Source organism: Leptotrichia shahii, from assembly GCF_008327825.1.
Taxonomy (GTDB): domain Bacteria; phylum Fusobacteriota; class Fusobacteriia; order Fusobacteriales; family Leptotrichiaceae; genus Leptotrichia; species Leptotrichia shahii.
The window spans coordinates 1,638,523-1,664,618 of sequence record NZ_AP019827.1 but is presented as its reverse complement, the minus strand read 5'-3'; the positions used below and the strand labels follow the sequence as shown (position 1 = coordinate 1,664,618).

The following is a 26,096-nucleotide window of genomic DNA, read 5'->3' as shown; positions in this document are numbered from 1 at the left end:
AATTATATAAATACAAGGAGGAAAATAAAAAATGAAATTTTGGGATTTTTTCAAAAAATTTTTAATATTCACAGCAAAAGAAATATATTCATTTTTTTTAAAACTTTCATTATCAATATTTATAATTTTTATTATCGGAATGTCAATAATTGCTGTTGTTAATTCAAAAAATAAAAATGAAAATGTTAAAAAAAGTTATGAATATATACTTTTTAATGTTTCTGACGTTGTTGAGGATAAAGTTATAGGTTCAGATTTTCTCTCAGATAGAGAAAATTTATCCTATATGGACGTTTTAAACAGCTTAGATGACATAAAGAAAAATAATCAGGTAAAGGGAGTTATCATCGCTTTAGACACAGTAAATCTGTCATCTGCGAAAGTAGAGGAATTGTCAAAGAAATTTGAGGAATTAAAGGCGAACAATAAAAAAATATATGCTTTTGGAGCTTATATTACAAATGCCAATTATAAATTAGCTTCCATTGCAAATGAAGTTGTAATGATTCCATCTGCTTCAGCAAGTTTGGATTTGACAGGTTATCATTATTCAGATATGTATTATAAAGGTCTTTTGGATAAACTAGGAGTGAATATGGAAGTTGTCCGTATTGGAAATTACAAGTCTTATGGGGAAAATTATACTGGAAATGAGATGACTCCTGAATTACGTTCTGAACTTACAAGAATCTTGGAAAATAGATATGGTAAATTTATTGAAGATGTTTCTAAAAATCGTAAAATTGACAAAAATATACTAAATAACGATATTGTAAATGGAACTGACACTAATTTAACACCATTTGCCGCACGTGATAAAAACTTAGTTGACAAGTTGGAACAATTTTCTGATTTCACAAAACGTTTAAATATTCGAGAAGATAATGTTGCAGATATTACTGACTATTATGAAAAAAGGGTAAAGGATGAAAAAGTGGGGAATCCTAGAAATGGAACTATCGCTGTAATTTATGCCGAAGGTTCAATTATGTACGATCCAAATGGAGTTACGGAAGGTGTCATAACTCCCGACAATATTTTAGAAAAAGTTGAAAAAGCAATGCAAACTAAAAATTTAAGAGGTATCGTGCTTCGTGTAAATTCAGGCGGAGGTTCAGCTCTAGCTTCTGAAGTAATCTATCAGGAATTGACAAAATTAAATATTCCAATTTATGTTTCAATGTCAGATACCACAGCTTCTGGAGGTTATTACATCTCAATGGCAGGAAATAAGGTATTTGCCAATAATGCGACAATTACAGGCTCAATCGGCGTAGTTTCAATGATTCCAAAATTTTACAATGCACAAGAAAAATTTGGAGTTCATTCAAATTCAATTTCAAAGGGTAAATATTCAGACATTAATGATAGTTTTGCACCATTATCACAAGAATCTCGTGATAAAATTACCCAATCAATGCAAGAAACATACAGTGAATTTAAATCACGTGTTTCTAAAAGCCGTAAAATTGATGAAAATACTCTTGAAAATTATGCACAAGGTAAAATATGGCTCGGTGATGAAGCTAAAAATATAAATTTGGTTGATGGAATTGCAAGTCTTGATGAAGTTATAAAAATAATGGCAAGAGATTTGGGATTACGTAATAATTACGCTGTGGAAAATATTTATTTGGAAGAAGATTTTTCTAAAAAGTTAAAAGCTCTTACAAAAATGATTGCTGAAAAGTTCAGTTTGTCTGCACAGCTTCAAAAAAATATTCCGCAAGCAAAAAATGTATTCAATGAATATGACTTTGCAATGCAGAATCAAAACAAACCATTATACTATTTAACATATAAATTGAATTTATACTAATGAGTAAATTTAAGCGAAGCGAAAAAAGAATAGTGTTTATCGAATAAATTTTTTTAAGTAGCTTCGTTTTTTATTTTCATTTATTTTTTTAATTTCTTTATGAAGGGAGTATTTTATGAATAAAAAAACAATTTTTAAATTAATCAAGGAATATTTTTTAATTGGAATAGGAACTCTTTTTCTTGCAATGGGATTACAGTTTTTCTTTTTCCCAAATAAAATAGCAAGTGGAGGAGTAACAGGGCTAGCTTTGGTTATAAATAGCTTATTTGGCTTTCCTACAGGACTTTTTGTCGCTATTAGCAATCTAATTTTATTTGCTTTAGCCTTTATCGTAATTAGCGGACATTTTGGATTTAAGAGCATTTATGCAACTGTACTTTTATCTTTTTTTCTTTCTGTTTTTGAAAAATATTATCCCAATTACACTATTACTAAAGACATATTTCTAGCCACAGTTTTTGGAAGTGCAATTTGTGCCTTAGGAATAACAATTATTTATTTATATGAGGCTTCCACAGGCGGAACTTCAATAATTGCGAGAATTATTAACAAGTATTGCCACATCGGCTACGGAATGTCCAGTTTCATTGTTGATGCTATTGTTACTCTTTTGGCAATTTTTGCATTTGGTGTGGAATTGGGGCTTGTTGGACTATTAAGTGTTTATGTAACAGGATTTATTACAGATAAATTTATTGAAGGATTTAATTCACGTAAACAGATTATGGTTATTACTTCCAATAAGGATCTTGTATTAAATTATATTTTAAAGGACTTTGACAGAGGATGCACTATTTTAAAAGGAATAGGAGGATATTCTGGAACTGAAAAGGATATTCTGCTTACAATCATTGAAAGAAGACAATTTATACAATTAAGAAAATTTTTAAAAATGCATGATCCAACAGCTTTTGTTACAGTTACAGATACAACAAAAGTCTTTGGTGAAGGATTTGATCAGCTGCATTAGAAAAAAAATGAAATGCAAAAAAAAATTATTTGACAAATTAATATTTTATGATATAATGTAATTAAGAAATAATTGTAATCATTTCAAATTAAAAATAATAATATTAATAATTAGGAGGAAATTATGTCACTAATAGGAAAAAAAATTGAAAACTTTACAGCACAGGCTTACCAAAATGAAGAATTTAGAGAAGTAAACTTTGAAAAGGACTTTTTAGGAAAATGGAATGTTGTGGTTTTTTACCCAGCTGACTTTACTTTTGTATGTCCTACAGAATTGGAAGATTTGGAAGATCATAGGGAAGAATTGGAAAAATTAGGATTTAATGTTTATTCAGTAAGTACTGATACTCATTTTACACACAAGGCTTGGCATGATCATTCTGAAGCAATCGGAAAAGTTAAATTTACAATGATTGGAGATCCAACAAAAGCTATTTCAAGAGAATTTGAAGTATTAAATGAAGAAAGTGGACTTGCCTACAGAGGAACATTTATCATAAATCCAGAAGGAAAAATCGTTGCTTATGAAGTAAATGATGAAGGAATCGGAAGAGATGCCTCAGAACTTGTAAGAAGAGCAAAAGCTGCAAAATTCGTAGCTGATAATCCAGGGTTAGTTTGTCCAGCAAAATGGAAAGAAGGAGAAGCTACTTTAAAACCAGGATTAGACCTAGTAGGTAAAATCTAAAAATTTTATGATAATTATAAAAAAATAAATTGTAAAAAAATTACTTAGAAGGAGGGAAAATGGCTTTATTAGATAGTAATATTGTAGAGCAGCTAAAAGGGTATTTTGATAAAATCAACGCAAATATTGAATTGGCCGCATTTTTAGATGATAGTGAAAAATCAAAGGAATTAGATAGTTTTCTAAAAGAAGTTGATGCAATTTCTGAAAAAGTAAACTATGTGAAAAAGTCGTTTGAAAATGATAAGGCTGATTTAGATAGAGCGAATATTACTCGTCCAACATCTTTTACAATTTTAAAGGATGGAGAAAATACGGGAATTAATTTTTCAGGAATTCCTGGCGGACATGAATTTAACAGCTTTATTCTAGCAGTTTTAGGATTAGCTGGGCTTGGGAAAAAATTAGAAGGAGATCAGCTTTCAAAAGTTGAGTCTGTTGATAAGCCTTTAAATGTTGAGACATTTGTTTCATTATCTTGTACACATTGTCCAGATGTAATTCAAGCTTTAAATCTTATTTCAACATATAATAAGAATATTACAGTAACAATGGTTGATAGTGCAGTATTCTTTGAAGAAGCAAAGGAAAAGGATATTCAGGCAGTACCAGTTGTATTTATAAATGGAGAGCAAAAATCAGTTGGTGCTAAAACTATTGAAGAGTTGATAAATCTTATTGCTAATGTATAAAATAAGGTTAAAGTAATAAAAAATTGATTTATCTAAAAAATAAAATCTGTGAAAAGAGAAAATAAAAAACTTGTGAAATTATAAATTAATTAAAAAATGTATCAATAAACTATAATGTTTAAAGGTACATTTTTTATTTATTGAAATTAAAATTTTTTTGTATAGTTAAACCTATTTAAAATTATCAAATAAATCAGAGATGACTGCCTCTTCGAGTATATTAAAATTATGGGCTATGTTTTTTCTAATACCCTTTTTCTATAAAATCTGGCATTATCTATTACTATTACCATATTTTTCTTTAATTTTTTAAATAGATGTATAAACTTTTTTTCTTTCTTTTTTAAACAAGTACTTATAGATAGATATTTATATTAGATATGTTCGATTATACAAGGGGTCAAGACCCCTTGCTTCAAGATATTTATTTTATTAAATTCTAAGTTTGTATAGTTATCGAACAGGTCTCTTATAAAACTAATAATTCGTCAATGTAAAAAAAAATACAAGAAGCTGAAATCACTAGCTCCTTGTATAAAGAGAAAACTTATCCATAAAAAATATGTATTTATATTCTTTGTTCAGTTCTCGAAATAATATCATTTTGTGTAGTTCTGTCAAGTGTAACAAATTGAGCACAGTATCCAGCAACTCTTACTATTATATCTCTATGTTTTTCAGGTTCAATTTGAGCCTGTTTTAATGTTTTTCCTGAAATAATGTTAAATTGGATATGCCATCCTTTTGAACTTATAAATGATTTTATTATATTTACAAATTTTTCAAACTGTTCTGGAGTATTTACTAATTCTGGTGAATATTTTTGATTTAATAACTGTCCACCTGTAATCATCAGAGTTGGCAATTTGTTTACAGAATTTAATACTGCTGTTGGACCGTTTGTGTCAGTTCCTTGAGTTGGAGAACCTCCTTCTGCTGCAGGAGTATAAGCGTATCTTCCGTCTGGAGTCGCACCGCTCACTGTTCCCATCGGAACATTTGAAGAAATTCCAGATGTTGAAACTCCGTAACCACCGTTAATTGGTCCTCTTCCATATCTTGTATTATGATATTTCTGAATTTCGTCAATATATGTCCAGTAGATGTTCGTAGCAAATTCATCCACTTCATCAATATCATTACCATATTTAGGCACTTCTAACAATATTTTTCTGATTCTTTCCCCGTTCTCACCTTCATAATTTGTCTGAAGTGCATTGTAAACTTCTTCTTTTGTTAGGATTTTTTTATCAAAAACAGTTGTTTTTAGAGCATATAGTGAATTTGCAGCATTTGCAATTCCAACTTGGAGTCCTGAAATAATGTCATAGACAGCTCCGCCTTCTTTTGCAGAAAGTCCTCTGCCAATACAGTCATCAACTAAACTTGATAATAAAATATCAGGAAAATCTTCTAAATGTGTATCAGCCAATGCATCAAGTGCAACAGACAGTTTTGTATAGTGTTTCATATATTTTTTCCATGCTTCCCACAAGTCCTCATAAGTTTCGTAGTCAGTCAGTTTTCCAGCTTTTAGTAATTGAAGTCCAGTTCTGGCATCATAACCGTCGTTTAACACAAGCTCAGTTGCTTTTACAAAGTTCAGGAAAGTCATTCCTGTACATCTGTAACCCCATTTTCCAGGAACAGCCACTTCTACACATCCAACCATTGAATAATTGTAGGCATCTTCAATTTTTACGCCTTTGTTTAACAATGCAGGAACTATTATTTCATCTGTATGCATTGCAGGCATTCCATAACCAGTTGCTGCTACTTCGGCACATTTTCTGATAAATTTTTCTGGAGAATTTATGTGAAATCTTGCTGACAGGTTTGGCTGTGTAAGCTTATTTTCTCCAACACTTTCCAGTATTAAATAGCTTAATTCATTTGTAGAATCTTTTCCGCTTGGAGTTGATCCTCCAATTGTAACATTCTGATAAGTCGGATAACCTGCACCATATCCAGAATGTGAAGTTGAACGGACTTTTATTACAGAGTAAAGTTTTACCCATAGACATTGCAGCATTTCCTTTGCAAATTCTCTGTCTAAATCGCCTTCCAGTACATCTTTTTTGTAAAGTGGATATAAATATTGGTCCACTCTTCCAAGAGAAGCTGAATGTCCGTTGCTTTCAATCTGAATTACTAAATGAATAAACCAGATTGCCTGTACTCCTTCCCAAAATGTCTGAGCAGGATTTTCAGGTACGTTTAGACAGTTTTTCTGAATTTGAAGTAATTCTTCTTTTCTTTGAGGATCTGTTTCCTTTTCAGCAAGTTCCTTTGCCAAATTTGCAAATCTATGAGCAAAGTCAATAGTTGCCTGTGCTACAATTTGTACTGCTTTCAGGAAATCAATTTTATTGTACCCGCCATAAACTGTAATGTCTACTTTTTCCATAGAAGCCTTAGCTTCTTCAATTACACCTTTTAGCCCTTTTGTCAAAACCTTTTTAAAATCAGGTACAATATGTCCGTCACCAGAAGTCATATTTCCTTCACCATGAATAATTTTTGCAATTCCAGCTTCTTTTATTTCCTGTGGCATCTGAGCGTGTGCTTTATCTTTTAATGTCTTTCCATGCCACCATTCACATATTTCCAAAAGTTCAGGAATTTCTTCTTCAGGAATTCTAAATTTATCTCCATCACGGTGGTCAAAGTTTCCTTTTGTATTAATTTCATCTACAATCCAGTCTACTGCGTATTCTGGGAAAAGTGGTGCTGTTCTTTCATCTACAGACTGATTTCCTACGATAAGTTCCCCATCTTTTATGTAAATTGTCATATTTTCCAGAATTTCTTTAACTGCATAAGCACGAACAATGTATTTGGATTTTCCTTCATGCTCTTTATATACTTTTGTTAAAAGCCTTCCTCTTTCGACACTGACACCAGGAAATTTTGATAAAGCTGATTCTCTTAGTTTCTTTACTCTTTCGCTTTTTAAAACAAATTCTCTCATTGCTTTTCCCTCCAATATATTTTATTATTTATCTTTAATTTTCATATTATCCATTTAATTTTGCTTTTAATCCGTAACTTTTCATTATGCTTACAGCATTATTAAGTTCTTCTTGTGTATGTTTTTCCAGTGTTTTCATAGGATATTCACGACCTAGTTTTCTATATTTTTCCAATCCCATTGTGTGGTAGGGCAGTATGTTTACTTCAAGCAAATGCAACTTTTTTAAAAATTTTGCCGTTTCGTGAATGTTTTTTTCATCATCGTTAATTCCTTTTATAAACGGAAATCTCATAATGATTTTTTTATGCCATTTGGAAAGTTTTGTAAGATTTTCCAAAATTATTTCATTTGAAACAGTGGTATATTTTTTATGTTTTCCACTATCCATATGCTTTATGTCAAATAAAATCGTATCTGTCAACTTTGCCAATTTTTCAAGCTCTCTGTAACTTCCATATCCAGTAGTTTCTATCGCTGTATTAACATACTCGTCTTTTAATTTTTCAAAGAGTTTTATCGCAAATGCCGAATTTACAAGCACTTCTCCACCACTTAAAGTAACTCCTCCACCAGAATTTCTATAAAAATTTTCATCTTTCATCACAATTGTAAAAACTTCTTCCAGAGTCATATCTTTCGCAACTTGTTTTAATGTACTTGTAGTGAGGCAGTCAGAACATGAAGTTCTGTTTCCTTTATAAAGAGAGCCGTTATAATCCCAAAATTCATTTTCCAGCTTCTGTGTTTCAGGATTGGAACACCACAGACATCTAAGCGGACATCCTTTAAAATACACGACTGTTCTGATTCCTGGACCATCAAATGTAGCTCCTCTTTCAATATCTGTAACTAACGCTCTCATAGATTACCTCCCTCTTTTTCTTTTTAAAAATGTTTTTAGTTTCAATTTATTTCTTTATATTTCGATTTTATCCTATTTTTGAAAATTTGTCAACAGTTTTATTTAATTTTCTAAAAAAATTTATATAAAATATGAAAGTTAATTTAATTTATAAATAAGAAATAAACTTGTTAGTTTTGAAGTTGTTTTTAATTTAAGATATCAGAAGAGAATATAAATTGAAATAGAATAAAAATTATATTATATACGATTTTGATATAGTATCAATTTGTAGAATGATTAGGAAAATAAACTAAAATATATGTAAATAAAAATAGAAAAAGCCAGTTCAATTTGAACGAGCTTTTGTAGTTGTTTTTTCGTATTATGATTGTTTTTTTTGTAATAAATGTAACATAAAAAAAGTAATTATTCAAACAAAATTTTTAGAAAAGTTGAAAAAAAGCATTGACTTTTCTTAAATTATATATTAAAATAATATCGAAATAAAACGAAACTAATTAAAATATAAAATTATTGTTTTAACTAAAAACGAAAAAGAGAGGATGATAAAAATGCAATATTTTATTGATACGGCAAATTTGGAGAGTATAAAAAAAATTAGTGATATTTTTCCAATAGCAGGGGTTACTACAAATCCTACTATTATTGCGAAGGAAAAAAGAGATTTTAAAGAGATTATAAACGATATTTTTGATATTGTTGGAAGAGATAAAATTGTGCATGCACAGGCTGTAGGAAGCACAGCTGAAATAATAGTAAAGGAAGTGCAGCTTCTGCATGATACTTTTGGAGAAAATTTATATACAAAAATTCCTGTTACACCTGAAGGGATAAAAGCTATGAAAATTTTGGCAAAGGATGGGCATAAAATAACTGCAACTGGAATTTTGTCACCACAACAGATAATTATAGCGGCAGAAGCAGGGGCAGAATACATGGCTCCATATATTAACCGTTCTGACAACATTGGCGAAAATGGAATTGAAATTGTAAAAGATGCTTATAAAATTCTTGAAATGAATAAAAAGACTGATGAAGAAAAATTGGCACGGTACAAAAGAATCTTTGAACCAAAAATATTAGGAGCTTCGTTTAAGAATGTAAGACAAGTTCACGAAACAATTCTAGCTGGATCAAAATCTGTAACAGTCGCTCCAGACGTTTTTGAAAAATTAATTTATCATCCTTACACAGACTGGAGTATGGATACATTTAATTTAGACTGGGAAAAAGTTTATGGAGATAAGACATTGCTTGATTTATTATAGTTTTGACTTCTTGAACTTTTCAAAACTTAGTTCTGGCATAATTAATAGACTTGCTCAGAAATTATATTTATTTAAAATTTAATAAAACAAACGTTCTGAAGCAAGGGGTCTTGACCCCTTGTTAAATAAAAAAATTAAGTTATCGAACAGATATAATAAAGTTTTGAAAATTTTGCTATAATTTAGATAATTATAAAAAATATTGGAGATTTGGTATGTTTTTGGATGAAAGACTGGAAAAAATATTAGAAATTTTAAAAAATGAAAAAAAAGTAAAAGTTACTGATTTGGCAGAAAAATTTAATGTTTCAGAAGTTATTATAAGAAAAAATTTGAAGAGACTGGAGCAGGAAGGAAAATTAAAAAGAACCCACGGAGGTGCTATTTTACTAAAAAAATTGGTACATTCAAGCACTCTTGAGGAAAGAATCATAAATAGAACAAAGCAAAAGGAAATTATTGCAAAAAAAATTATAGAAAATATTGAAAATGGAGAAACTGTATTTTTTGATGTTACAAGTATAAATTACATTGCGGCAGAATATCTTGCAAATTCTGAAAAAGAAATAACTCTTATTACAAATATGCCTAGTATTACCACACATTTTAATAAAGATTCTAAAGTGGATATTATTATGATAGGCGGGGAATATAATAAAAAAATAGGTGGCAATATTGGAAGTGAAGCAATTAATTATATAAAAAAATACAATGTTGATAAGGCTTTTGTTGGCAGTGCTGGAATAGATCTGGAAACTCAGAAAGTTATGAACTTTGAAGTAAATGATGGAAATACAAAAAAAGAAATAATGAATATTTCAAAAAAAATATTTTTAACAACTGAATATGAAAAAATAGGAATTCTAGGAAATTATAAATTTAGTAATTTATCTGATTTTGATGTATTTATTTGTGAAAAGACTCAGAAAGATTATTTGGAAAGCTATAAAAAAGTTTTTGATGAATGTGAAATTTTAATTATATAGATTTGATCAAATTTTATGGGAAATAAAAAATTTTTAAAATTACTAAGATAAAAAATGTATCAATAAACTTTAGTGTTTAAAGATACATTTTTTATTGATTAGCATAGCAATGTTCGTGGTTTTAACCATAAGAATTCCAGTATAATTGAAAGGATGATTAATATTTTTCAAATTAAAATAAATATGATAAAATATATCTAATACTAATTCCCGTTAGAGTAATGGATTTGTTATAAATCCTATTTAGCAAGGTTTTTTGATCCTAAAATAAATAAAATACGTTTTCTATTTTTCAAATAGGATTTAGTATAAATTAGTCTTGCTGTAAATTAGAAAATGGAAAAAAGAAAAGAGGAAAGCAAAAATGAATACAGATAATTCAAAAAAAATTTATGAAAAAGCGAAAAAATCAATACCAGGCGGAGTAAATAGTCCAGTTAGGGCATTTCAGTCTGTTGATAAGGAGTATCCAATTTTTATTAAAAGAGGAAGTGGAAGTAAACTTTACGATGAAGATGAAAATGAGTATGTGGATATGATTGGGTCTTGGGGACCGATGATTCTAGGACATAATTATCCGAAAGTTTTGGAAGCCGTGAAAAGAGAGCTTGAAAAGGGAACCTCGTTTGGACTGCCTACGAAAAAAGAAGTGGAATTGGCAGAGCTTGTAAAAAGTTGTTTTCCATCAATTGAAAAATTGAGATTGACTACTTCGGGGACAGAAGCGGCAATGGCTAGTGTGAGAGTTGCTCGTGCATTTACTGGGAAAAATAAGATTATAAAGTTTGAAGGATGTTACCATGGACATTCAGATTCGCTATTAGTTAAAGCTGGTTCAGGGCTTTTGACTTTTGAACATCAGGATAGTAATGGAATTACTGAAGGAGTTGTGAAAGACACGATAACATTGCCTTTTGGGGATTTTGAAAAATTGAAGGAAACTTTGGAAAGTGAGAAGGATATTGCCTGTGTGATTATTGAGCCAATTCCAGCAAATATGGGGCTTATTGAAACAGAAATGGAGTACTTGGAAAAAGTGCGTGAAATTATACGAAAGGAAAATATTGTTTTAATTTTTGATGAGGTAATTTCAGGATTTAGAGTTTCATTGGGAGGAGTTCAAAAAATATTTGGAATTATACCTGATTTGACTATTTTAGGTAAAATTATTGGTGGTGGTTATCCAGTTGGTGGCTTTGGAGGGAAAAAAGAGATTATGGACTTGATTTCGCCTGTTGGGAATGTTTATCACGCTGGAACACTTTCTGGAAATCCGATTTCGGTTGCAGCTGGAATAGAAACTATTTCAATTTTAAAGGAAAATCCTGAAATTTATGAAAATATAAATAAAAAAACAGAAAATCTAGTAAATAAAATTAATGAATTAATAAAAAAATACAATGTTCCAGCAACTGTAAATTATTTTGGAAGCCTTTTCACAATATTTTTTGCAAAGGAAAAAGTAAAAACTTTGGAAGATGCAATGAATACAGATAGTGAATTTTATAGCATATATTTTGATACAATGCTGGAAAATGGTATAATTGTGCCACCTTCAAAATATGAAGCACATTTTGTATCTTATGTTCATAGTGATGAAGATATGGAAAAAATATTGACTGGTATGGAAAAAACTTTTGAAAAAATTGCTAAAAAGTCTGGAACTATACCCAAACATATTTAAAATTGAATTATTAAAAATTACATAAACTTATAATTTTGAAAAATAGAAAATATATTTTATTTATTTTTTTATGGCAAGGGGGTGGATACCTTGTTGAAAAATACTTATTGTTAGCATTTCTAAATAATAAAATTACGAATAGAGGAATAATAAATGGGGAAATTATTATTTGATACAATAAAAAAAATAAAACCGCTAGATGAAAATAGAATGGAAGAAAAGGAAAAAGAACTAAATTCCTTGTTAAAAACTCCAAAAGGGCTGGGAAAGCTCGAAGAATTGGCAATTCGGATGGAAGGAATTGACGAAAATTATAAGCCTGATGAAAGTTCAGATGTTAAAAAAGAGATAAATCTTTCAGGAATCATTGAAAAAAAAATTATAAAGTCTGGCACTAATAATATTGTTAAAGAAGCTGCAATGACTTATGAACAGGCTGTGAAAGCAATAGAAACTGGGATTGAGATGGTTGATGAATTTGTGAAGGATGGATATAATTTATTTGCAACTGGAGAAATGGGGATTGGGAATACTACGACTAGCAGTACGGTTTTGAAGGTTCTTACGGATTTGCCGATAGATGAGATTGTTGGTTATGGTAGCGGAATTGATGATAAAACTTTGGAACATAAAAAAAATGTTGTAAAAAAGGCGATTCAAACAAATGGATTGCTGGATTTTTTTGAAAAAAGTAAAAATGCTGAAGAAAAAAAGAATATTAAAAAAGATAAAAAAAATACAGATTTTGAAAGTAAAATAAATTTTGGGAATTTTAAAACGGAAGAATATCAAAAAAGTATAATAAATGTGCTGGCTAAAGTTGGAGGATTGGATATTGCGGGGATGGCTGGAATTTATTTAGGATGTGCTAAAAATCGTGTTCCTGTTGTGATAGACGGTTTTATTTCTGCTGTTTCCGCTCTTATTTCGTATAAAATCTGCCCAGTTTCTCGAGATTTCATGATTGCTTCACATTTAAGTGAAGAGCCTGGAATGAAATATATTATGAAGGAGCTGGATTTAGAGCCAATGCTTTTTATGAATATGAAATTGGGGGAAGGAACTGGGGCGGTTATGATGTTTCCTGTGATTGAGGGAGCTTGTAATATTACTGGAGTTGTGAGAAAATATCCTGATGTTTAGAAATATTCAAATATTTTCATCTATTTATATAATCAAAATAAATAAACCCATCATCTGTCACAACCATCTTTGTAATACTTCCATTATCCAGCTTAAATTTCCAATATCCATCTAAATTATTAAATAAATAATAACTAATTACAGCTTGAATGACACCAGCATGAGCTACAATAAGAATTTTTCTATTTTGATATTTTTCTTTTATTTTATCAATTTTTTTTACAATTCGTTTTTGCAAATCATTCAGGCTTTCTCCGCCTTCAGCCTTAAAATATTTCCAATTATTTTTCATTTCATCAATATAATGCGGAAATTCTTTTCCAATTTCATTATAACTTTTTCCCTCAATATTTCCAAAATTAAGTTCTCTTAGCTCTTTTGAAAAATATTTTTTGATATTTTCATCAAGTTCGATTAATTCAAGGCTTTCTCTACATCTTTTTAAATCACTTGAAAAAACTATGTCAATTTTTTCATTCATTCCCTCAAGCCTTTTTTTCGTATTTTTTAACTGATTAATTCCAGTTTTGTTCAAACTGGGGTTCAAATGCCCGTAATATAAATTTTTTTTATTGTAATCTGTTTCACCGTGGCGTATAAATAAAATTTCTGTCATTTTATTTTTTCCTTTCTTTATTTTTTATTCGATAACCTAATTTTTTTTATTTCTACAAGGAGTCAAGACCCCTTGCCTCAGGATATTTTATTAAATTCTAAGTTTGTATGGTTATCTATTATTAAAATCTTATCTTAAAACAATTCCTAAAAATAAAACTAGAATTGAAGTAAGTTCAAGACAAGCTCCCATTGTGTCGCCAGTTATTCCATCAATTTTTTTTCGTACATTTAACATAAAAATAATTATAAATATAAATGCAATGGATATAGGAATAATTCCTTTTATGCCAATTATGAAAAAAACCAGAATAGTTGATAGAGTAAGTGAAAAAATCACTTCAAATATACCATTTTCAGAAATTATGGCATTGCTCATTCCAGATTTTCTGGCATAGTTAGAAAGTCCAGCGTTTACTGGGGTTGAAAGTCTGGCAATAATTGGACAGATTATGAGATATTTTGGGTTTATCATGATTATTTCAGAGGTTAGGACAGTTTTTGTGATAAAATACAAAATTAAAACAACTGTTCCATTTGTCCCAATTCTTGAATCTTTCATAATTTCTAGCATTTTTTCTTTTTTGGCATAGCTGAATAGTCCATCAAAAGTATCTGCAAGCCCATCAATGTGGATTATTCCTGCAATTAAGATTTCTAAAATTATTAAAAATATGGCAATTATTGTTTTATTATAAAAAATATTTTTGAAATAAACTGTAATTAAAAAATTTGAAAAATATAAAATTAAGCCGATAACTAAGCCAATTAAAGGGAAAAATTTAATTGATTTTCCGAGCTTTTTTTCACTGTAATTAATTTTTAGTGGTATTGGGATTCTTGTCATAAATTGAAGCAGGATGATAAATTGTTCAAAAAAATTTTTTATATATTTCATAATATCTCCATTTTTATTTTTTAGATTTTTTTGTTTATTTTCGTAGTTATCAAACAGATTTATTTTATCATTTTTATATTAAAAAATCACGTTATTTTTACTTCTTTTGTAAAAAATTAGTGAAAAAAATATTATGTTTTAAATTGCTTGTTTTTCTGTTTAGAATATGTTATTCTATTGTCATCAAATAAAAAACAGAAGGAGCATTAAAATATGTGGTTTCCATTATTTGTAAACTTAAAAAATAAAAAAGTTTTAGTTATTGGTGGCGGAAAAGTTGCGTTTAAAAAGATTAGTAAAATTATGGAATATGAGGCTGATATTAGAGTTATTGCGGAAAATATTCCAGAAGAGAAGTTGCTGGAACTAAAAAATTTGAAAATAGAGAATAATAGAAAAATTGAAAATAATAAAGATGAGATTGAAAAACTTGTAGAAGAGTATTTTTTAGTTATTGCAGCTACAGATAATGAGGAATTGAATGAAAATATAGCTGAAATTTGTGACTCTAAAGGGATACTAGTAAACAATGTATCTTCAAAAACTAAGATGAATTCGATGTTTGGAGGAATTGTAAAAAATGATGAATTTCAAATTGCAATTTCTACAAGTGGAAAAAATTGTAAGCGTTCACGTGCAATGAAAAGTGAGATTCAAAAGGTTTTGGATAGAATTGAAAAATAAAAAAATATCTGATTTTAAATTTAAAATAGAGAAAATGAAAAAGGTGAAATAAAAATGTTTAAAAGACATAGAAAATTGAGAAAAAATGAAGCTGTAAGAAATCTTGTAAAAGATGTCTATATTGCAAAGGAAGATTTGATTTATCCAATTTTTGTTGAAGAAGGGGAAAATATAAAAAGTGAGATTCCGTCAATGCCTGGAATCTTTAGATATTCGATTGACAGACTTTCAGAAGAGCTGGATGAACTTGTGAAATTGGGAATAAATTCAATTTTACTTTTTGGAATTCCTAAAACAAAGGATGCCTGTGCTATACAGGCATATAATGAAAATGGAATTATTCAAAATGCAGTTAGATTTATTAAGAAAAATTATGATAATTTCCTTGTGATTTGCGATATTTGCTGTTGTGAATACACAGACCACGGGCATTGTGGAATACTTAATGAAAATGGTTATGTTAAGAATGATGAAACTTTGGAAATTTTGGGGAAAATAGCACTTTCTTATGCAAAGGCTGGAGTTGACATTGTGGCTCCATCTGATATGATGGATGGACGTGTGGAAAAAATTTCAGAAGTTTTGGCTCAAAATCATTTTGAAAATATTCCAATAATGGCATATTCAGTAAAATATTCATCTGCATTTTATGGACCTTTTAGAGATGCGGCAGATTCAGCACCACAATTTGGCGATAGAAAGTCCTATCAGATGAATTTTCAATATTCAAAGGATGCAATAGACGAAGTTGATGAAGATTTACGGCAAGGAGCGGATATTATAATTGTAAAGCCTGCTATGGCATATCTTGATATAATAAAAAAAGTAAGTGATAATTTTGAAGTTCCGATCGTGGCTTACAGTGTTTCGGGTGAATATTCGATGGTAAAAGCTGCGGCTCAAAATTGCTGGATTGATGAAATGAAAATTGTGATGGAGCAAATGTATGCTATGAAACGTGCTGGAGCAAATGCGATTATTACTTATTATGCAAAGGAAGTTGCAAAATATATTTGAATCCGTTTAAAATTGAGCTATAAAAAATTATATAAACTTAAGGTTTGAGTAAAATAGTTATAGCTTTTGAGTTTGGCTTTAAATCAGTTTTACTATGGTATTATAAAAGTTTTGACCACTTTTTTAAATAAAAAAACATATAATTAGATTATGTAAAAAATAAATAAAAATTTTATAAAGAAAGAGAAAAAAATATGAAAATAGTTATAGCGGGAGCTGGTGTTGTTGGAGAGTCACTTTGCAGTGAACTTTCAGCAGAAGGAAATGATGTTATTCTTATTGAAAAGGAAGAAAAAATATTAAATAAACTTGTAGAAACTTATGATATAACTGGACTTGTTGGGAATGGAGCTTCTTATGAAACTTTGCTGGAAGCGGGAACAGATACTGCTGATATTTTTATTGCAGCGACAGAATCAGATGAGTTAAATATAATTTCTTCTATTATAGCAAAAAAACTTGGAACAAAATTTACAATAGCAAGAGTGAGAAATCCTGAATATAGTTCAAATATGCAGTTTGTAAGGGAAGGGCTTGGAATTTCTCTTATGATAAATCCTGAACAGGAAACTGCTAAAAGTATTGCAAATAAATTAATGTTTCCAGTCGCTTTAAGTGTAGAAAACTTTTTTGGTCAAAGAGCTGGATTTATTTCAATAAGAGTTCAAAAAGATAACTTTTTAAATGGAATGCAGTTAAAAGAACTCGAATTCAGTTCAAAGGATAAAGTGATTATTTGTACTGTTAGAAGAGGTGAAGATGTATTTATTCCAAGTGGAGATTTTACTATCTTAGAAGGGGATATTGTCCATATTGCAGGATCAAAGGAGGCAGTACATAAATTTTACGATAAAATCGAAAAAAGTAATTTAAAAATTGATTCTGCACTGCTTGTTGGTGGAGGAACAATTTCCCATTATTTAATAGGAAAGCTGCTGGAAAACAAAATTAAAGTAAAAGTTATAGAAAATAATAAGGAACGTGCAGAAAAATTAAGTGAGTCGTATCCAAAGGCAATTGTAATAAGAGGAGATGAAGCTGATCAGGAATTTCTGATGCAGGAAGGGATAAATAATTATGATTCAACTGTAATTCTTACAGATAGTGACGAAGAGAATACAGTTATTACAATGTTTGTAAATTCCATAACAAATTCTAAATTAATCACAAAAATGAACAGGACTCTAATGCTTTCAATACTTGAAAAAAATACAAGAACATCTACAGTTGTACCTAAAAAAGTTATTTCCGATATGATAATAAGCGTTGTAAGATCAAAAACTAATATGCGAGGCTCTACAATGAGCTTTCTATATAGGTTAGAAAGTCAAGTAGAATTTATTACTTTTGAAATTAATAAAAACAGCCGTGCTATTGATATCTCGCTGAAAGATTTAAAAATAAAAAAAGGTACATTAATTGCAAGCATATTAAGAGATGGCAAAATGATTTTTCCTGGAGGAAATGATGCAATAAAAATTAACGATAGTGTGATGGTCGTTACAACAGCATCTTCGATCGAAGATTTTGATGATATTCTAGAATAAAATTTAAATATGTGTTAATATAAAAGTGAAAGCCCTAAAAATAAAATGACAGCTAAAATTTTTTATTAAAAATTTTAGAATTAAGCTAAAAAATACTGCTGTATAAACTTTTGATATACATATTGGGTTTAAGGAGTAAAAATGAATAAAAAAATGATAAGTTTTATAATCGGAAAAATACTTATACTTGAGGCTGGATTAATGGTTTTGCCTTTGATTATAAGTTTTTTATATAATGAAAGTGCAAAATATAAAATTGCTTACGGATCTGTAATAGCTCTTCTTTTGGCAATTGGATTTGCACTTTCGGCGAAACTTCCTGAAGATCAGAGGATTCAAGGAAGAGAAGGGTACATAATAGTGTCCTTGTCTTGGATTCTGATGTCTATATTTGGAGCATTGCCGTTTGTGTTTACAAAGGAAATACCGTCGTTTATTGATGCTTTTTTTGAAATTGTAAGCGGATTTACAACAACAGGATCAAGCATAATAACAGATCTTACTAAAATTAGCCATTCTAATTTGTTTTGGAGGAGTTTTACCCATTTTGTGGGAGGAATGGGAGTTCTGGTACTAGCACTTGCAATTTTTCCAAGTTCTGCAACATCAGTTCACGTAATGAAGGCTGAAGTTCCTGGACCAACATTTGGAAAATTAGTTTCAAAATTGTCAACAACTGCCAGAATGCTTTACAAAATTTACATTGTTATGACAATAGTTTTAATAATTTTACTAATGTTTGGAGGACTTGATTTATTTGAATCTTCACTTATGGCATTTGGTACAGCTGGAACAGGTGGATTTGGAGTAAGAAACGGAAGTATTTTACCATACAATAGTCCTTACATTGAAGTAGTGCTTGGAATTGGAATGATAGTGTTTGGAGTAAACTTTAACATTTATTATTTTATTTTAATTGGAAAGATAAAAGATGTATTTAAAAATGAAGAGTTAAAATATTATTTGTTAATCGTATTTGGAGCGATTGTCCTAATAGTTCTAAATATCTGCAAAGGTTATGATTCAATTTTACATTGTATAAGAGATGTATTTTTCTCGGTTTCATCGGTTATTACGACAACAGGATATTCCACAGCTGATTTTGGAAAATGGCCGCTATTTTCACAAGTTATATTGTTAATTTTAATGTTCTTTGGAGCATGTGCGGGATCTACGGCTGGAGGATTAAAAATATCAAGAGTCGTTTTAATGGTAAAAATCTATTTTGCAGAAATAATTCAAATGATAAGCCCGAATCGTGTAGTTACAATAAAATATGATGACAAACCTGTAAATATGAAAATGCAAAAAAGCATTGCAGTATACTTTTTGGTTTATTCATTAGTTTTTGGAGGAATATTGCTAATGATTTCTTATTCTACAGATGACTTTATGACAGCTTTCAGTGCTGTTGCTGCTACATTTAACAACATTGGACCTGGATTGGGAAAAGTTGGACCAGCATTTAGTTTTGCTGAATTAAGCAATTTTGCAAAAGTAATTTTAAGTTTTGGAATGTTAGCAGGAAGATTAGAAATTTTTCCAATGTTAATATTATTCTCACCAACAGCATGGAAATTAAAATAGAAAAATATAAAATTAATTTATAAATTATGCCAAGACACTAGTAGTTTTAACTATAAGAGAATGGCATATTTTTTTGTGCTATAGTAAACTGATCTAAAACCAAATTCAAAAGCTATAACTATTTACTCAAACCTTAAGTTTGTATAATTTTTAATAGTTCAATTTTAAATTGGTTCAAGCATATTTTAGAAAATATGAAAAAAGTTATTGACAATTAATATAAAAGTATGATATACTTACTGAGTAGTTTATGGGTGGATGTCCGAACGGCTAAGGGACCGGTCTTGAAAACCGGCGAAATCGCAAGATGTCTGGGTTCGAATCCCAGTTCACCCGCCATTTGAATAATTTTGGAGAAGTGGCAGAGAGGCCGAATGCGCTCCCCTGCTAAGGGAGTATCCGGGCTAAAACTTGGATCGAGGGTTCAAATCCCTCCTTCTCCGCCATTTTTTTTTAATAAAAGAATGGAAAAAATATACATGCATCTGTAGCTCAATTGGATAGAGCGTCTGACTACGGATCAGAAGGCTATGGGTTCAACTCCTGTCAGGTGCGCCATTTTATAAATAAAATACAATATTTACATAGCTTGAAGAGATTTAAAAATACCTTTGGAGACATTTTGGAGGCGTTTTTAAGACTCTTCATTTTTTTTGTAATAGAGTTTGATACTATTTCCCATTTAAATAGCAGATTTATTATAAATTACATGCTGTTTAGCAAGGGATCAAGACCTCTTATTAGAAAATGATATAAAATAATATTTTATTTAAATTACTTTGTTATTAAAATATTTAGATGAAAAAAATTGTAAGTACATATTGATTTTGAAAAAAAATAGGGTATACTATTAAAGTCTAAAATAGTATAATAGGTGATTGTAAAAGTAATAATATAAAAACTCAAAAAATACAGTATTTTAACCTGAAATATTAAAATTTTATATCAAAAATGTCAGAGAAAAATAGTAAGAATTACAAGTGTAAAAGTATTGTAATTATTGGAGATTTTAGACTTTTACAAATAACTTAAGCATAGGAGGGAATAAGATGGCAACAATGAAAGCGGCGAGATGGCATAATAGAAAAGATGTAAGAGTAGAAGAAGTTGAAATTCCAGAAATAAGAAAGGAAAAACAAGTAAAAATTGCAGTAAAATATGCAGGAATTTGTGGAAGTGATTTACATGAATATTTAGGGGGACCGATTTTTATTCCTGCAAATGAACCACATCCTTATACGGGAGAAAAAGCGCCAATTACAATGGGACATGAATTTTGTGGAGAAATTATAGAGATTGGAAGCGGAGTTACTAAATTTAAAGTTGGAGATAGAGTTACAGTTGAGCCTATTTTGGCAAAAAATGGATTAATTGGGAAATATAATTTGGATCCAAACTTGAATTTTGTTGGACTTGCAGGTGGAGGAGGAGGTTTTTCTGAATTTGTAGTTGTAAATGAGGATCAGGCTCATAAATTGCCAGATGAAATTGATTATGAACAAGGAGCATTAACTGAACCTGCAGCAGTAGCAGTTTATGCTGTCAGACAAAGTAAATTTAACACAGGAGATACAGCAGCAGTATTTGGATGCGGACCAATTGGGCTTCTTATTATTGATGCTTTAAGAGCTTCTGGAGCAACAGAAATTTATGCTGTGGAAGTTTCACCTGAAAGACAGGAAATCGCTAAAAAACTGGGAGCAATTATTGTAGATCCTGCAAAAGTAAATTCAGTTGAATTTATAAAAGAAAGAACAAATGGAGGAGTAAATGTTTCTTATGAAGTGACAGGAGTTCCTGCTGTATTGCAGCAGTCACTTGAAGCTGCGGAAAAAGATGGAGAGTTAATGGTTGTAAGCATCTGGGAAACAGAAGCATCAATTCAGCCTAATGAAGTGGTAATTCAAGAAAGAACAATAAAAGGAGTTATCGCATATCGTGATGTATTTCCTAAAACATTGGAATTAATGAAACAAGGATATTTCTCAAAAGATTTATTAGTGACAAAGAGAATTAAATTGGAAGATATTGTAAATGAAGGATTTGAAGCGTTAGTTAAAGAAAAAAGCCAAGTTAAGATTTTAGTATCTCCAAAATAATTTGATAATTAATTAAATCTCAAATTATACTTAAATAAATAATGTTTAGCGGGAAATTTTATTTTCCTTGATATTGATAAAATTAATTTTTTATTTTTAAATATAGATTAATATTAGATAAATCTGCTTTTATTTTTTAGAATTTCTAAATTAGGGAAAGCAGATTTTTTTGTTTAAATAATAGAAATATTTTAAATTCCTATTTAATAGTAGCTTAAAATTTTTCTGTTATTAATAAATTGGATATAAGTTCTATTTTTTATATGATTTAGTATAGAAATATATAATTTTATTTTCTTTGACAATATATTTTTTTTGTAGTAAAATTTACGCATTGAAAAAAATTTGATTATTTTTAGAAAAAATTTTAATTTGAGAGTTAGGAGGAAAAATGAGAAAGAGGGCATTAGTTTTAGTGTCGCTAGTATTGACAATTTTAATATTTTTTACAGCTTGTGAAAAAAAAGATACAAAAAATCAAAATGTGAAGACAGGAAAAAAATATATTATTGCAGTAGATTTGATTTATCCGCCGTTTTCTTTTAAGGAGAACAATTTGGATAAGGGAATTGATGTGGATTTGATGAAGGCGGTGGCAAAAACGCAAGGATTTGAAGTGGAAATTCAGCCGATGGATTTTGGAGGAATTATTCCTGCGATGGAATCTGGGCAAATTGATGGTGCGATTGCGGGAGCGAATATTACCGAGGAGAGAAAAAAGGTTGTAGATTTTTCTGATCCATATTATGATACAGGAATTGTTGCGATAGTTCATAAAGATAATAATACGATAAAAACTGGAAAAGATTTGGTTGGAAAAAGACTGGCAGTTAAAAGTGGAACTGCAGGGGAAAGATATGTTCAAGAAAATTTGAAGGGAAAATCTGAGGTAAGAATTTATGATGACACAGTTTCAATGTTAAAAGCGGTTGAAAATAAACAGGCTGATGCGGGATTTGAAGATTTACCGGTAGTTTTGTACACTTTGAATCAAGATCCAGATACGCAGTTAAAAGTTGGAACTGGAAAGTTGACAAATGTTGGAAATGGATTTATGGTAAAAAAGGGAACTCACAAAGAGTTGCTGGAAGAGTTTAACAAAGGTTTGAAGACTTTAAGACAAAATGGTGAATATCAAAAAATTGTGGATAGATACACTAAAGGTGGAAAAACTGTGGAAAAAGGTGGAATTGCTGGAGTTATTGATTCCTACAAGGGAATTTTGACTGGTTACGGACTAAAGTTTTTAAGAGGACTTGCAGTTACCATTTATATCACAGTTGTTTCGTTATTTTTTGCAACATTGATTGGTTTAGGGATAGGATATTTAAATTTTGTGCCGACGGATAAAAAAGGTTTTCACTCGAAAATGGTAAAAGTTTCGCAATTTTTAGGAAAAGAATATATTGATTTAATAAGAGGAACGCCACTTATGGTTCAGACAATATTCTTTTATTTCGGAGTTGTGCCGCTGCTTCCAAAACTTTTAAAATTGACATTTCATTTGAGTAGTGAGCCAGGAATGCTTTCTCCTGAAATTTCAGGGATAATTATAATCGCACTAAATGCTGGAGCATTTTTAGCTGAAATTTTTAGAGGCGGAATACAGGCGATTGACAAAGGACAAATGGAGGCGGCTAGAAGTTTGGGGCTTTCTTTTAACAAGTCTATGACTAAAGTAATTTTGCCACAGGCTATAAAAAATATGATTCCTGCCATTTTAAATCAGTTTATAAGTTCACTAAAAGATACTTCCTTATTAGTTGTAATTGGAGTGGCAGATTTGATGAAGGAAGGGCAAGTTGCTTATAAAACTAATTTTAAAACATTTGAAACGATGCTTATAGTTGCGGCAATTTACTATATAGTAATTAAATTATTGTCTAAATTGTTCAAGAAAGTGGAGGATAAGTTAAAAGTATGATTAAAATAGAAAATTTAAAAAAACAGTATGGAAATAATGTCGTTTTAAAAGATATAAGTCTTAATGTGAAAAAAGGGGAAGCAATAAGTGTGATTGGACCGTCAGGTTCGGGGAAAAGTACATTTTTGAGATGTATAAATGGGCTTGAAGAATTATCTGGCGGACATATTTGCGTGGATGAATTTGACCTTGCGGATAAAAATTTGAACATTGACAAATTTCGTGAAAAAGTTGGAATGGTTTTCCAAAATTTTAATTTATTTCCACATTTAACAGTTTTGCAGAACATAACTCTAGCTCCAGTAACTCTAAAAAAAATGACAAAGCCAGAAGCTATGAAATCGGGAAAAGAACTCCTTGAAAAAGTTGGACTTCTTGATAAAGCCAATGTCTATCCGTCAAGTCTGTCTGGTGGGCAAAAGCAAAGAGTGGCAATTGCAAGAGCTCTCGCTATGAAACCGGAAGCATTACTGTTTGATGAGCCGACAAGTGCATTAGATCCTGAAATGGTTGGAGAAGTTTTGAAAGTTATGAAGGATTTGGCTAAAGAAGGAATGACAATGATTGTCGTGACGCATGAAATGGGATTTGCAAGGGAAGTTTGTGACAGAGTTATTTTTATGGCTGACGGAGAAATCGTAGAGCAGGGAAAACCTGAAGAAGTATTTTTGAATCCGCAAAATGAGAGGACTCAGAATTTTTTGAAAGTGTTGTAAAAAAGATAATTGTATAAATTTTAGATTATTTTTATGTAGTATTATTTTTCATTTAAATGTTGAAATTATTAAGAATTTTTTAACAAAAATTCAAATCTAAAAAGAATGCTGTTAAAAGTTATACGACAAATTGTGTGAATAATTCGATAAAAATCGAAGAAAATGAATATTTGGTTTTGCTGAAATTAAAAAAGTTAAATTGAAATATCATAAAGAAATATCAAAAGGTTATAAAATAAAGTCGAAAACATTGATAAATAGTAATAAAAATTACTACATTTCGATTTTTTTAAATGAGCATTTATTATTAATTTTTTTTAAAAGAATAAAATAAATAAAGTTAATTATTGGTAGATCCAAAATAAAAATTATGGAAAGTTTAGTTACAATATTGCTAAGTATTTTTTAAGAATAATAAATGGCATATATATATTAATATAATATTTTTTAAAAAAATATAAAATAAAAAAATTAAATAAGACAGGAGATTGAGGATGGAGCAAAATAATAATAATGGAATGAGGAATATCTTAATAGTAATTATAATTGTTTTAGTAATAGGGACAGTTCTTAGTGTGGGATTTTATATTTTTACTACTCAAAATAAAATGGCAAAATTGGAAAACGACAAAAAGAAGAAGCCAAATATAGTACAAGACCCGAATATGATTTCAATAAAGTCTGTAAAGCCCCAAGTTAATAATAGTCAGGAGAAAAAAGTATACAGCAATAATACTCAAAGCAGACCAAAAACATTGTATGAAAAGTCAATGGTAAATAGGATGGCTTCAGTTGAAAATGAATTAAATTATTACACACTTGATAATACTTCTTCATGTGATGAATATGTAGGTTATCGTGTATCTCTACATAACAAATGGGATAATGAATTAAATCAAATATATAAGCTGTTAATGTCCAGCTATCCAGATTCACAAAAGAAATCACTTAAAAGTGAGGAACTAGCCTGGATAAAGGAACGTGAAAGAACAACGGATAGAATAAGAAGTGAAGCATCTGATGACTGTTCAGCAAATATAGAGATTGAGAATAGTGAAATTGATACAATAAAGTCTAGGGCAATAGAATTGGCAGAAAGATATGATAGATTGAATTAATGGAGTTGATAGAGATGAAATTTTTTTGGAATTCAGATGAAAAGGGTAAATCGGATGAAAAAAAGGAATTTGAAGAAAAGGATGAGGTTGGAAAAACAGGAAATTCAGAAGAAGAAATGAAACAGGAAAATGAGCCTGAAGAGGTGGAAAAAATAGAAAATGATAAAGTGGATAAACCTGTGGGAAGAGAAATTGAAGGGGAGGAATATGGAGAAGAAGCTGAACAAGAAGAAACAGATAAGAATGATAATAGTAAGAATGATGAAAATAAATTAGAAAAAATCTTGGAAAATATTGAAGACATTAATGGAAAAGTTGAAATATTAAATAATTTATTTTTGAAAAAGATTCAAAGTATTGAATTTGAAAAAAAGACAACGGATAAACTATATAAGGAACTTCAGGAGTATAAGAATGATATGTATTTTCAGCTTATAAAACCTATTGTGATGAGCTTAGTGAGTATAAGGGAAAGTATGAAAAAAAATTTAAAGAGTTTTGGTGCAATGTCAGAAGAGGAAAAGTCAGAAATACTCCAAAGTTATATTGAAGAAGTGGAAATTATCTTGGAAAATAATGATATAGAAATTTATGAAACCAATATAGAAAATGATAGCTATGTTGATGTAAAAAAACAAAAAATAATAAAAAAAATAGAAACACCTTATGAACAGCTGCATGGGAAAATAGAAAATATTTTAAGCAGCGGTTATAAATATAAAGATAAAATTATTTCACCAGAAAAAGTTGAAGTAAATATTTATAAAAAACCAGAAGAAGATTTGAAGGGAGAATAA

21 protein-coding genes and 3 tRNA genes are annotated in these 26,096 nt (G+C 29.7%); 20 read left to right on the top strand and 4 right to left on the bottom strand.

The genetic code is table 11. The features are described from left to right. Positions 1 to 31: 31 nt before the first annotated feature. The 4 genes from sppA (at position 32) to F1564_RS07675 (ending at position 4,174) form a co-directional block, all read left to right on the top strand. Positions 32 to 1,819: a signal peptide peptidase SppA gene (gene sppA, locus F1564_RS07690; protein WP_018450645.1), complete on the top strand. Its 1,788-nt coding sequence runs from the start codon at positions 32 to 34 to the stop codon at positions 1,817 to 1,819. Between the two features lie 115 nt (positions 1,820 to 1,934). Then, a complete protein-coding gene (locus F1564_RS07685) occupies positions 1,935 to 2,792 on the top strand; it encodes a YitT family protein (protein ID WP_018450646.1) in 858 nt (285 codons plus the stop codon). Between the two features lie 123 nt (positions 2,793 to 2,915). Further along, positions 2,916 to 3,482: an alkyl hydroperoxide reductase subunit C gene (ahpC, locus tag F1564_RS07680; RefSeq protein WP_018450647.1), complete on the top strand. Its 567-nt coding sequence runs from the start codon at positions 2,916 to 2,918 to the stop codon at positions 3,480 to 3,482. A gap of 59 nt (positions 3,483 to 3,541) precedes the next feature. Further along, on the top strand, positions 3,542 to 4,174 hold the full coding sequence (locus F1564_RS07675; RefSeq protein WP_018450648.1) for a thioredoxin family protein: 633 nt from the start codon (positions 3,542 to 3,544) through the stop codon (positions 4,172 to 4,174). A gap of 568 nt (positions 4,175 to 4,742) precedes the next feature. Here F1564_RS07675 and F1564_RS07670 read toward each other — a convergent pair. After that, a complete protein-coding gene (locus tag F1564_RS07670) occupies positions 4,743 to 7,145 on the bottom strand; it encodes a glycyl radical protein (protein WP_018450649.1) in 2,403 nt (800 codons plus the stop codon). Between the two features lie 46 nt (positions 7,146 to 7,191). Then, positions 7,192 to 8,010: a glycyl-radical enzyme activating protein gene (locus tag F1564_RS07665; protein WP_018450650.1), complete on the bottom strand. Its 819-nt coding sequence runs from the start codon at positions 8,008 to 8,010 to the stop codon at positions 7,192 to 7,194. A 545-nt stretch (positions 8,011 to 8,555) separates the two neighbouring features. On the opposite strand from F1564_RS07665, the gene F1564_RS07660 reads away from it, so the two are divergent. The 4 genes from F1564_RS07660 (at position 8,556) to F1564_RS07645 (ending at position 13,094) form a co-directional block, all read left to right on the top strand. Continuing rightward, a complete protein-coding gene (locus F1564_RS07660) occupies positions 8,556 to 9,281 on the top strand; it encodes a transaldolase family protein (RefSeq protein ID WP_040505621.1) in 726 nt (241 codons plus the stop codon). A 215-nt stretch (positions 9,282 to 9,496) separates the two neighbouring features. Beyond that, positions 9,497 to 10,267: a DeoR/GlpR family DNA-binding transcription regulator gene (locus F1564_RS07655; RefSeq protein WP_018450652.1), complete on the top strand. Its 771-nt coding sequence runs from the start codon at positions 9,497 to 9,499 to the stop codon at positions 10,265 to 10,267. 364 nt (positions 10,268 to 10,631) lie between these two features. Then, complete coding sequence (gene hemL, locus F1564_RS07650; protein ID WP_018450653.1) at positions 10,632 to 11,951, top strand: glutamate-1-semialdehyde 2,1-aminomutase; 1,320 nt, start codon at positions 10,632 to 10,634, stop codon at positions 11,949 to 11,951. A 153-nt stretch (positions 11,952 to 12,104) separates the two neighbouring features. Then, complete coding sequence (locus tag F1564_RS07645) at positions 12,105 to 13,094, top strand: nicotinate-nucleotide--dimethylbenzimidazole phosphoribosyltransferase (protein WP_149201933.1); 990 nt, start codon at positions 12,105 to 12,107, stop codon at positions 13,092 to 13,094. A gap of 16 nt (positions 13,095 to 13,110) precedes the next feature. Here the strand turns inward: F1564_RS07645 and F1564_RS07640 are convergent, their stop codons facing one another. Next, on the bottom strand, positions 13,111 to 13,710 hold the full coding sequence (locus F1564_RS07640) for a histidine phosphatase family protein (RefSeq protein ID WP_018450655.1): 600 nt from the start codon (positions 13,708 to 13,710) through the stop codon (positions 13,111 to 13,113). Between the two features lie 129 nt (positions 13,711 to 13,839). After that, positions 13,840 to 14,607, bottom strand: a complete 768-nt coding sequence (cobS, locus tag F1564_RS07635; RefSeq protein ID WP_018450656.1) for an adenosylcobinamide-GDP ribazoletransferase — start codon at positions 14,605 to 14,607, stop codon at positions 13,840 to 13,842. 213 nt (positions 14,608 to 14,820) lie between these two features. Between cobS and F1564_RS07630 the strand changes: the two genes are divergently transcribed. From F1564_RS07630 to grpE, 12 genes are all read left to right on the top strand, one after another. Beyond that, a complete protein-coding gene (locus tag F1564_RS07630) occupies positions 14,821 to 15,291 on the top strand; it encodes a precorrin-2 dehydrogenase/sirohydrochlorin ferrochelatase family protein (RefSeq protein WP_018450657.1) in 471 nt (156 codons plus the stop codon). Positions 15,292 to 15,345: 54 nt separating this feature from the next. Beyond that, entirely contained in the window at positions 15,346 to 16,308 is a 963-nt protein-coding gene (hemB, locus tag F1564_RS07625; RefSeq protein WP_018450658.1) for a porphobilinogen synthase, read from the top strand. Between the two features lie 194 nt (positions 16,309 to 16,502). Beyond that, positions 16,503 to 17,855 carry a Trk system potassium transporter TrkA gene (gene trkA / locus F1564_RS07620; protein ID WP_018450659.1) on the top strand — a complete coding sequence of 451 codons (1,353 nt, stop codon included), beginning with the start codon at positions 16,503 to 16,505 and terminating at the stop codon, positions 17,853 to 17,855. Between the two features lie 141 nt (positions 17,856 to 17,996). After that, positions 17,997 to 19,442 (top strand): TrkH family potassium uptake protein, encoded by a 1,446-nt coding sequence (locus F1564_RS07615; RefSeq protein ID WP_018450660.1) that lies wholly within the window; start codon positions 17,997 to 17,999, stop codon positions 19,440 to 19,442. Positions 19,443 to 19,694: 252 nt separating this feature from the next. Further along, a tRNA-Ser gene (locus tag F1564_RS07610) sits at positions 19,695 to 19,781 on the top strand. A 13-nt stretch (positions 19,782 to 19,794) separates the two neighbouring features. Continuing rightward, positions 19,795 to 19,888, top strand: a tRNA-Ser gene (locus tag F1564_RS07605). 35 nt (positions 19,889 to 19,923) lie between these two features. Next, positions 19,924 to 20,000 (top strand) — tRNA-Arg (locus F1564_RS07600). A gap of 491 nt (positions 20,001 to 20,491) precedes the next feature. Then, complete coding sequence (locus F1564_RS07595; protein WP_018450661.1) at positions 20,492 to 21,541, top strand: 2,3-butanediol dehydrogenase; 1,050 nt, start codon at positions 20,492 to 20,494, stop codon at positions 21,539 to 21,541. Between the two features lie 391 nt (positions 21,542 to 21,932). Next, the gene (locus F1564_RS10335) at positions 21,933 to 23,465 is read left to right on the top strand and encodes an ABC transporter substrate-binding protein/permease (protein WP_018450662.1); all 1,533 of its coding nucleotides are present in this window, start codon (positions 21,933 to 21,935) and stop codon (positions 23,463 to 23,465) included. Beyond that, positions 23,462 to 24,181: an amino acid ABC transporter ATP-binding protein gene (locus F1564_RS07585; RefSeq protein ID WP_018450663.1), complete on the top strand. Its 720-nt coding sequence runs from the start codon at positions 23,462 to 23,464 to the stop codon at positions 24,179 to 24,181. The genes F1564_RS10335 and F1564_RS07585 overlap by 4 nt, the downstream gene beginning before the upstream one ends. A 494-nt stretch (positions 24,182 to 24,675) precedes the next feature. Further along, positions 24,676 to 25,299, top strand: a complete 624-nt coding sequence (locus tag F1564_RS07575) for a lysozyme inhibitor LprI family protein (RefSeq protein WP_018450664.1) — start codon at positions 24,676 to 24,678, stop codon at positions 25,297 to 25,299. A gap of 14 nt (positions 25,300 to 25,313) precedes the next feature. Beyond that, positions 25,314 to 26,096, top strand: a complete 783-nt coding sequence (grpE, locus tag F1564_RS07570; RefSeq protein WP_018450665.1) for a nucleotide exchange factor GrpE — start codon at positions 25,314 to 25,316, stop codon at positions 26,094 to 26,096.

Bases quoted from the DNA above. Each gene is read 5' to 3' on its own strand.
- sppA (WP_018450645.1), top strand. From the start codon at position 32: ATGAAATTTTGGGATTTTTTCAAAAAATTTTTAATATTCACAGCAAAA.
- F1564_RS07685 (WP_018450646.1), top strand. From the start codon at position 1,935: ATGAATAAAAAAACAATTTTTAAATTAATCAAGGAATATTTTTTAATT.
- ahpC (WP_018450647.1), top strand. From the start codon at position 2,916: ATGTCACTAATAGGAAAAAAAATTGAAAACTTTACAGCACAGGCTTAC.
- F1564_RS07675 (WP_018450648.1), top strand. From the start codon at position 3,542: ATGGCTTTATTAGATAGTAATATTGTAGAGCAGCTAAAAGGGTATTTT.
- F1564_RS07670 (WP_018450649.1), bottom strand. From the start codon at position 7,145: ATGAGAGAATTTGTTTTAAAAAGCGAAAGAGTAAAGAAACTAAGAGAA.
- F1564_RS07665 (WP_018450650.1), bottom strand. From the start codon at position 8,010: ATGAGAGCGTTAGTTACAGATATTGAAAGAGGAGCTACATTTGATGGT.
- F1564_RS07660 (WP_040505621.1), top strand. From the start codon at position 8,556: ATGATAAAAATGCAATATTTTATTGATACGGCAAATTTGGAGAGTATA.
- F1564_RS07655 (WP_018450652.1), top strand. From the start codon at position 9,497: ATGTTTTTGGATGAAAGACTGGAAAAAATATTAGAAATTTTAAAAAAT.
- hemL (WP_018450653.1), top strand. From the start codon at position 10,632: ATGAATACAGATAATTCAAAAAAAATTTATGAAAAAGCGAAAAAATCA.
- F1564_RS07645 (WP_149201933.1), top strand. From the start codon at position 12,105: ATGGGGAAATTATTATTTGATACAATAAAAAAAATAAAACCGCTAGAT.
- F1564_RS07640 (WP_018450655.1), bottom strand. From the start codon at position 13,710: ATGACAGAAATTTTATTTATACGCCACGGTGAAACAGATTACAATAAA.
- cobS (WP_018450656.1), bottom strand. From the start codon at position 14,607: ATGAAATATATAAAAAATTTTTTTGAACAATTTATCATCCTGCTTCAA.
- F1564_RS07630 (WP_018450657.1), top strand. From the start codon at position 14,821: ATGTGGTTTCCATTATTTGTAAACTTAAAAAATAAAAAAGTTTTAGTT.
- hemB (WP_018450658.1), top strand. From the start codon at position 15,346: ATGTTTAAAAGACATAGAAAATTGAGAAAAAATGAAGCTGTAAGAAAT.
- trkA (WP_018450659.1), top strand. From the start codon at position 16,503: ATGAAAATAGTTATAGCGGGAGCTGGTGTTGTTGGAGAGTCACTTTGC.
- F1564_RS07615 (WP_018450660.1), top strand. From the start codon at position 17,997: ATGAATAAAAAAATGATAAGTTTTATAATCGGAAAAATACTTATACTT.
- F1564_RS07595 (WP_018450661.1), top strand. From the start codon at position 20,492: ATGGCAACAATGAAAGCGGCGAGATGGCATAATAGAAAAGATGTAAGA.
- F1564_RS10335 (WP_018450662.1), top strand. From the start codon at position 21,933: ATGAGAAAGAGGGCATTAGTTTTAGTGTCGCTAGTATTGACAATTTTA.
- F1564_RS07585 (WP_018450663.1), top strand. From the start codon at position 23,462: ATGATTAAAATAGAAAATTTAAAAAAACAGTATGGAAATAATGTCGTT.
- F1564_RS07575 (WP_018450664.1), top strand. From the start codon at position 24,676: ATGGAGCAAAATAATAATAATGGAATGAGGAATATCTTAATAGTAATT.
- grpE (WP_018450665.1), top strand. From the start codon at position 25,314: ATGAAATTTTTTTGGAATTCAGATGAAAAGGGTAAATCGGATGAAAAA.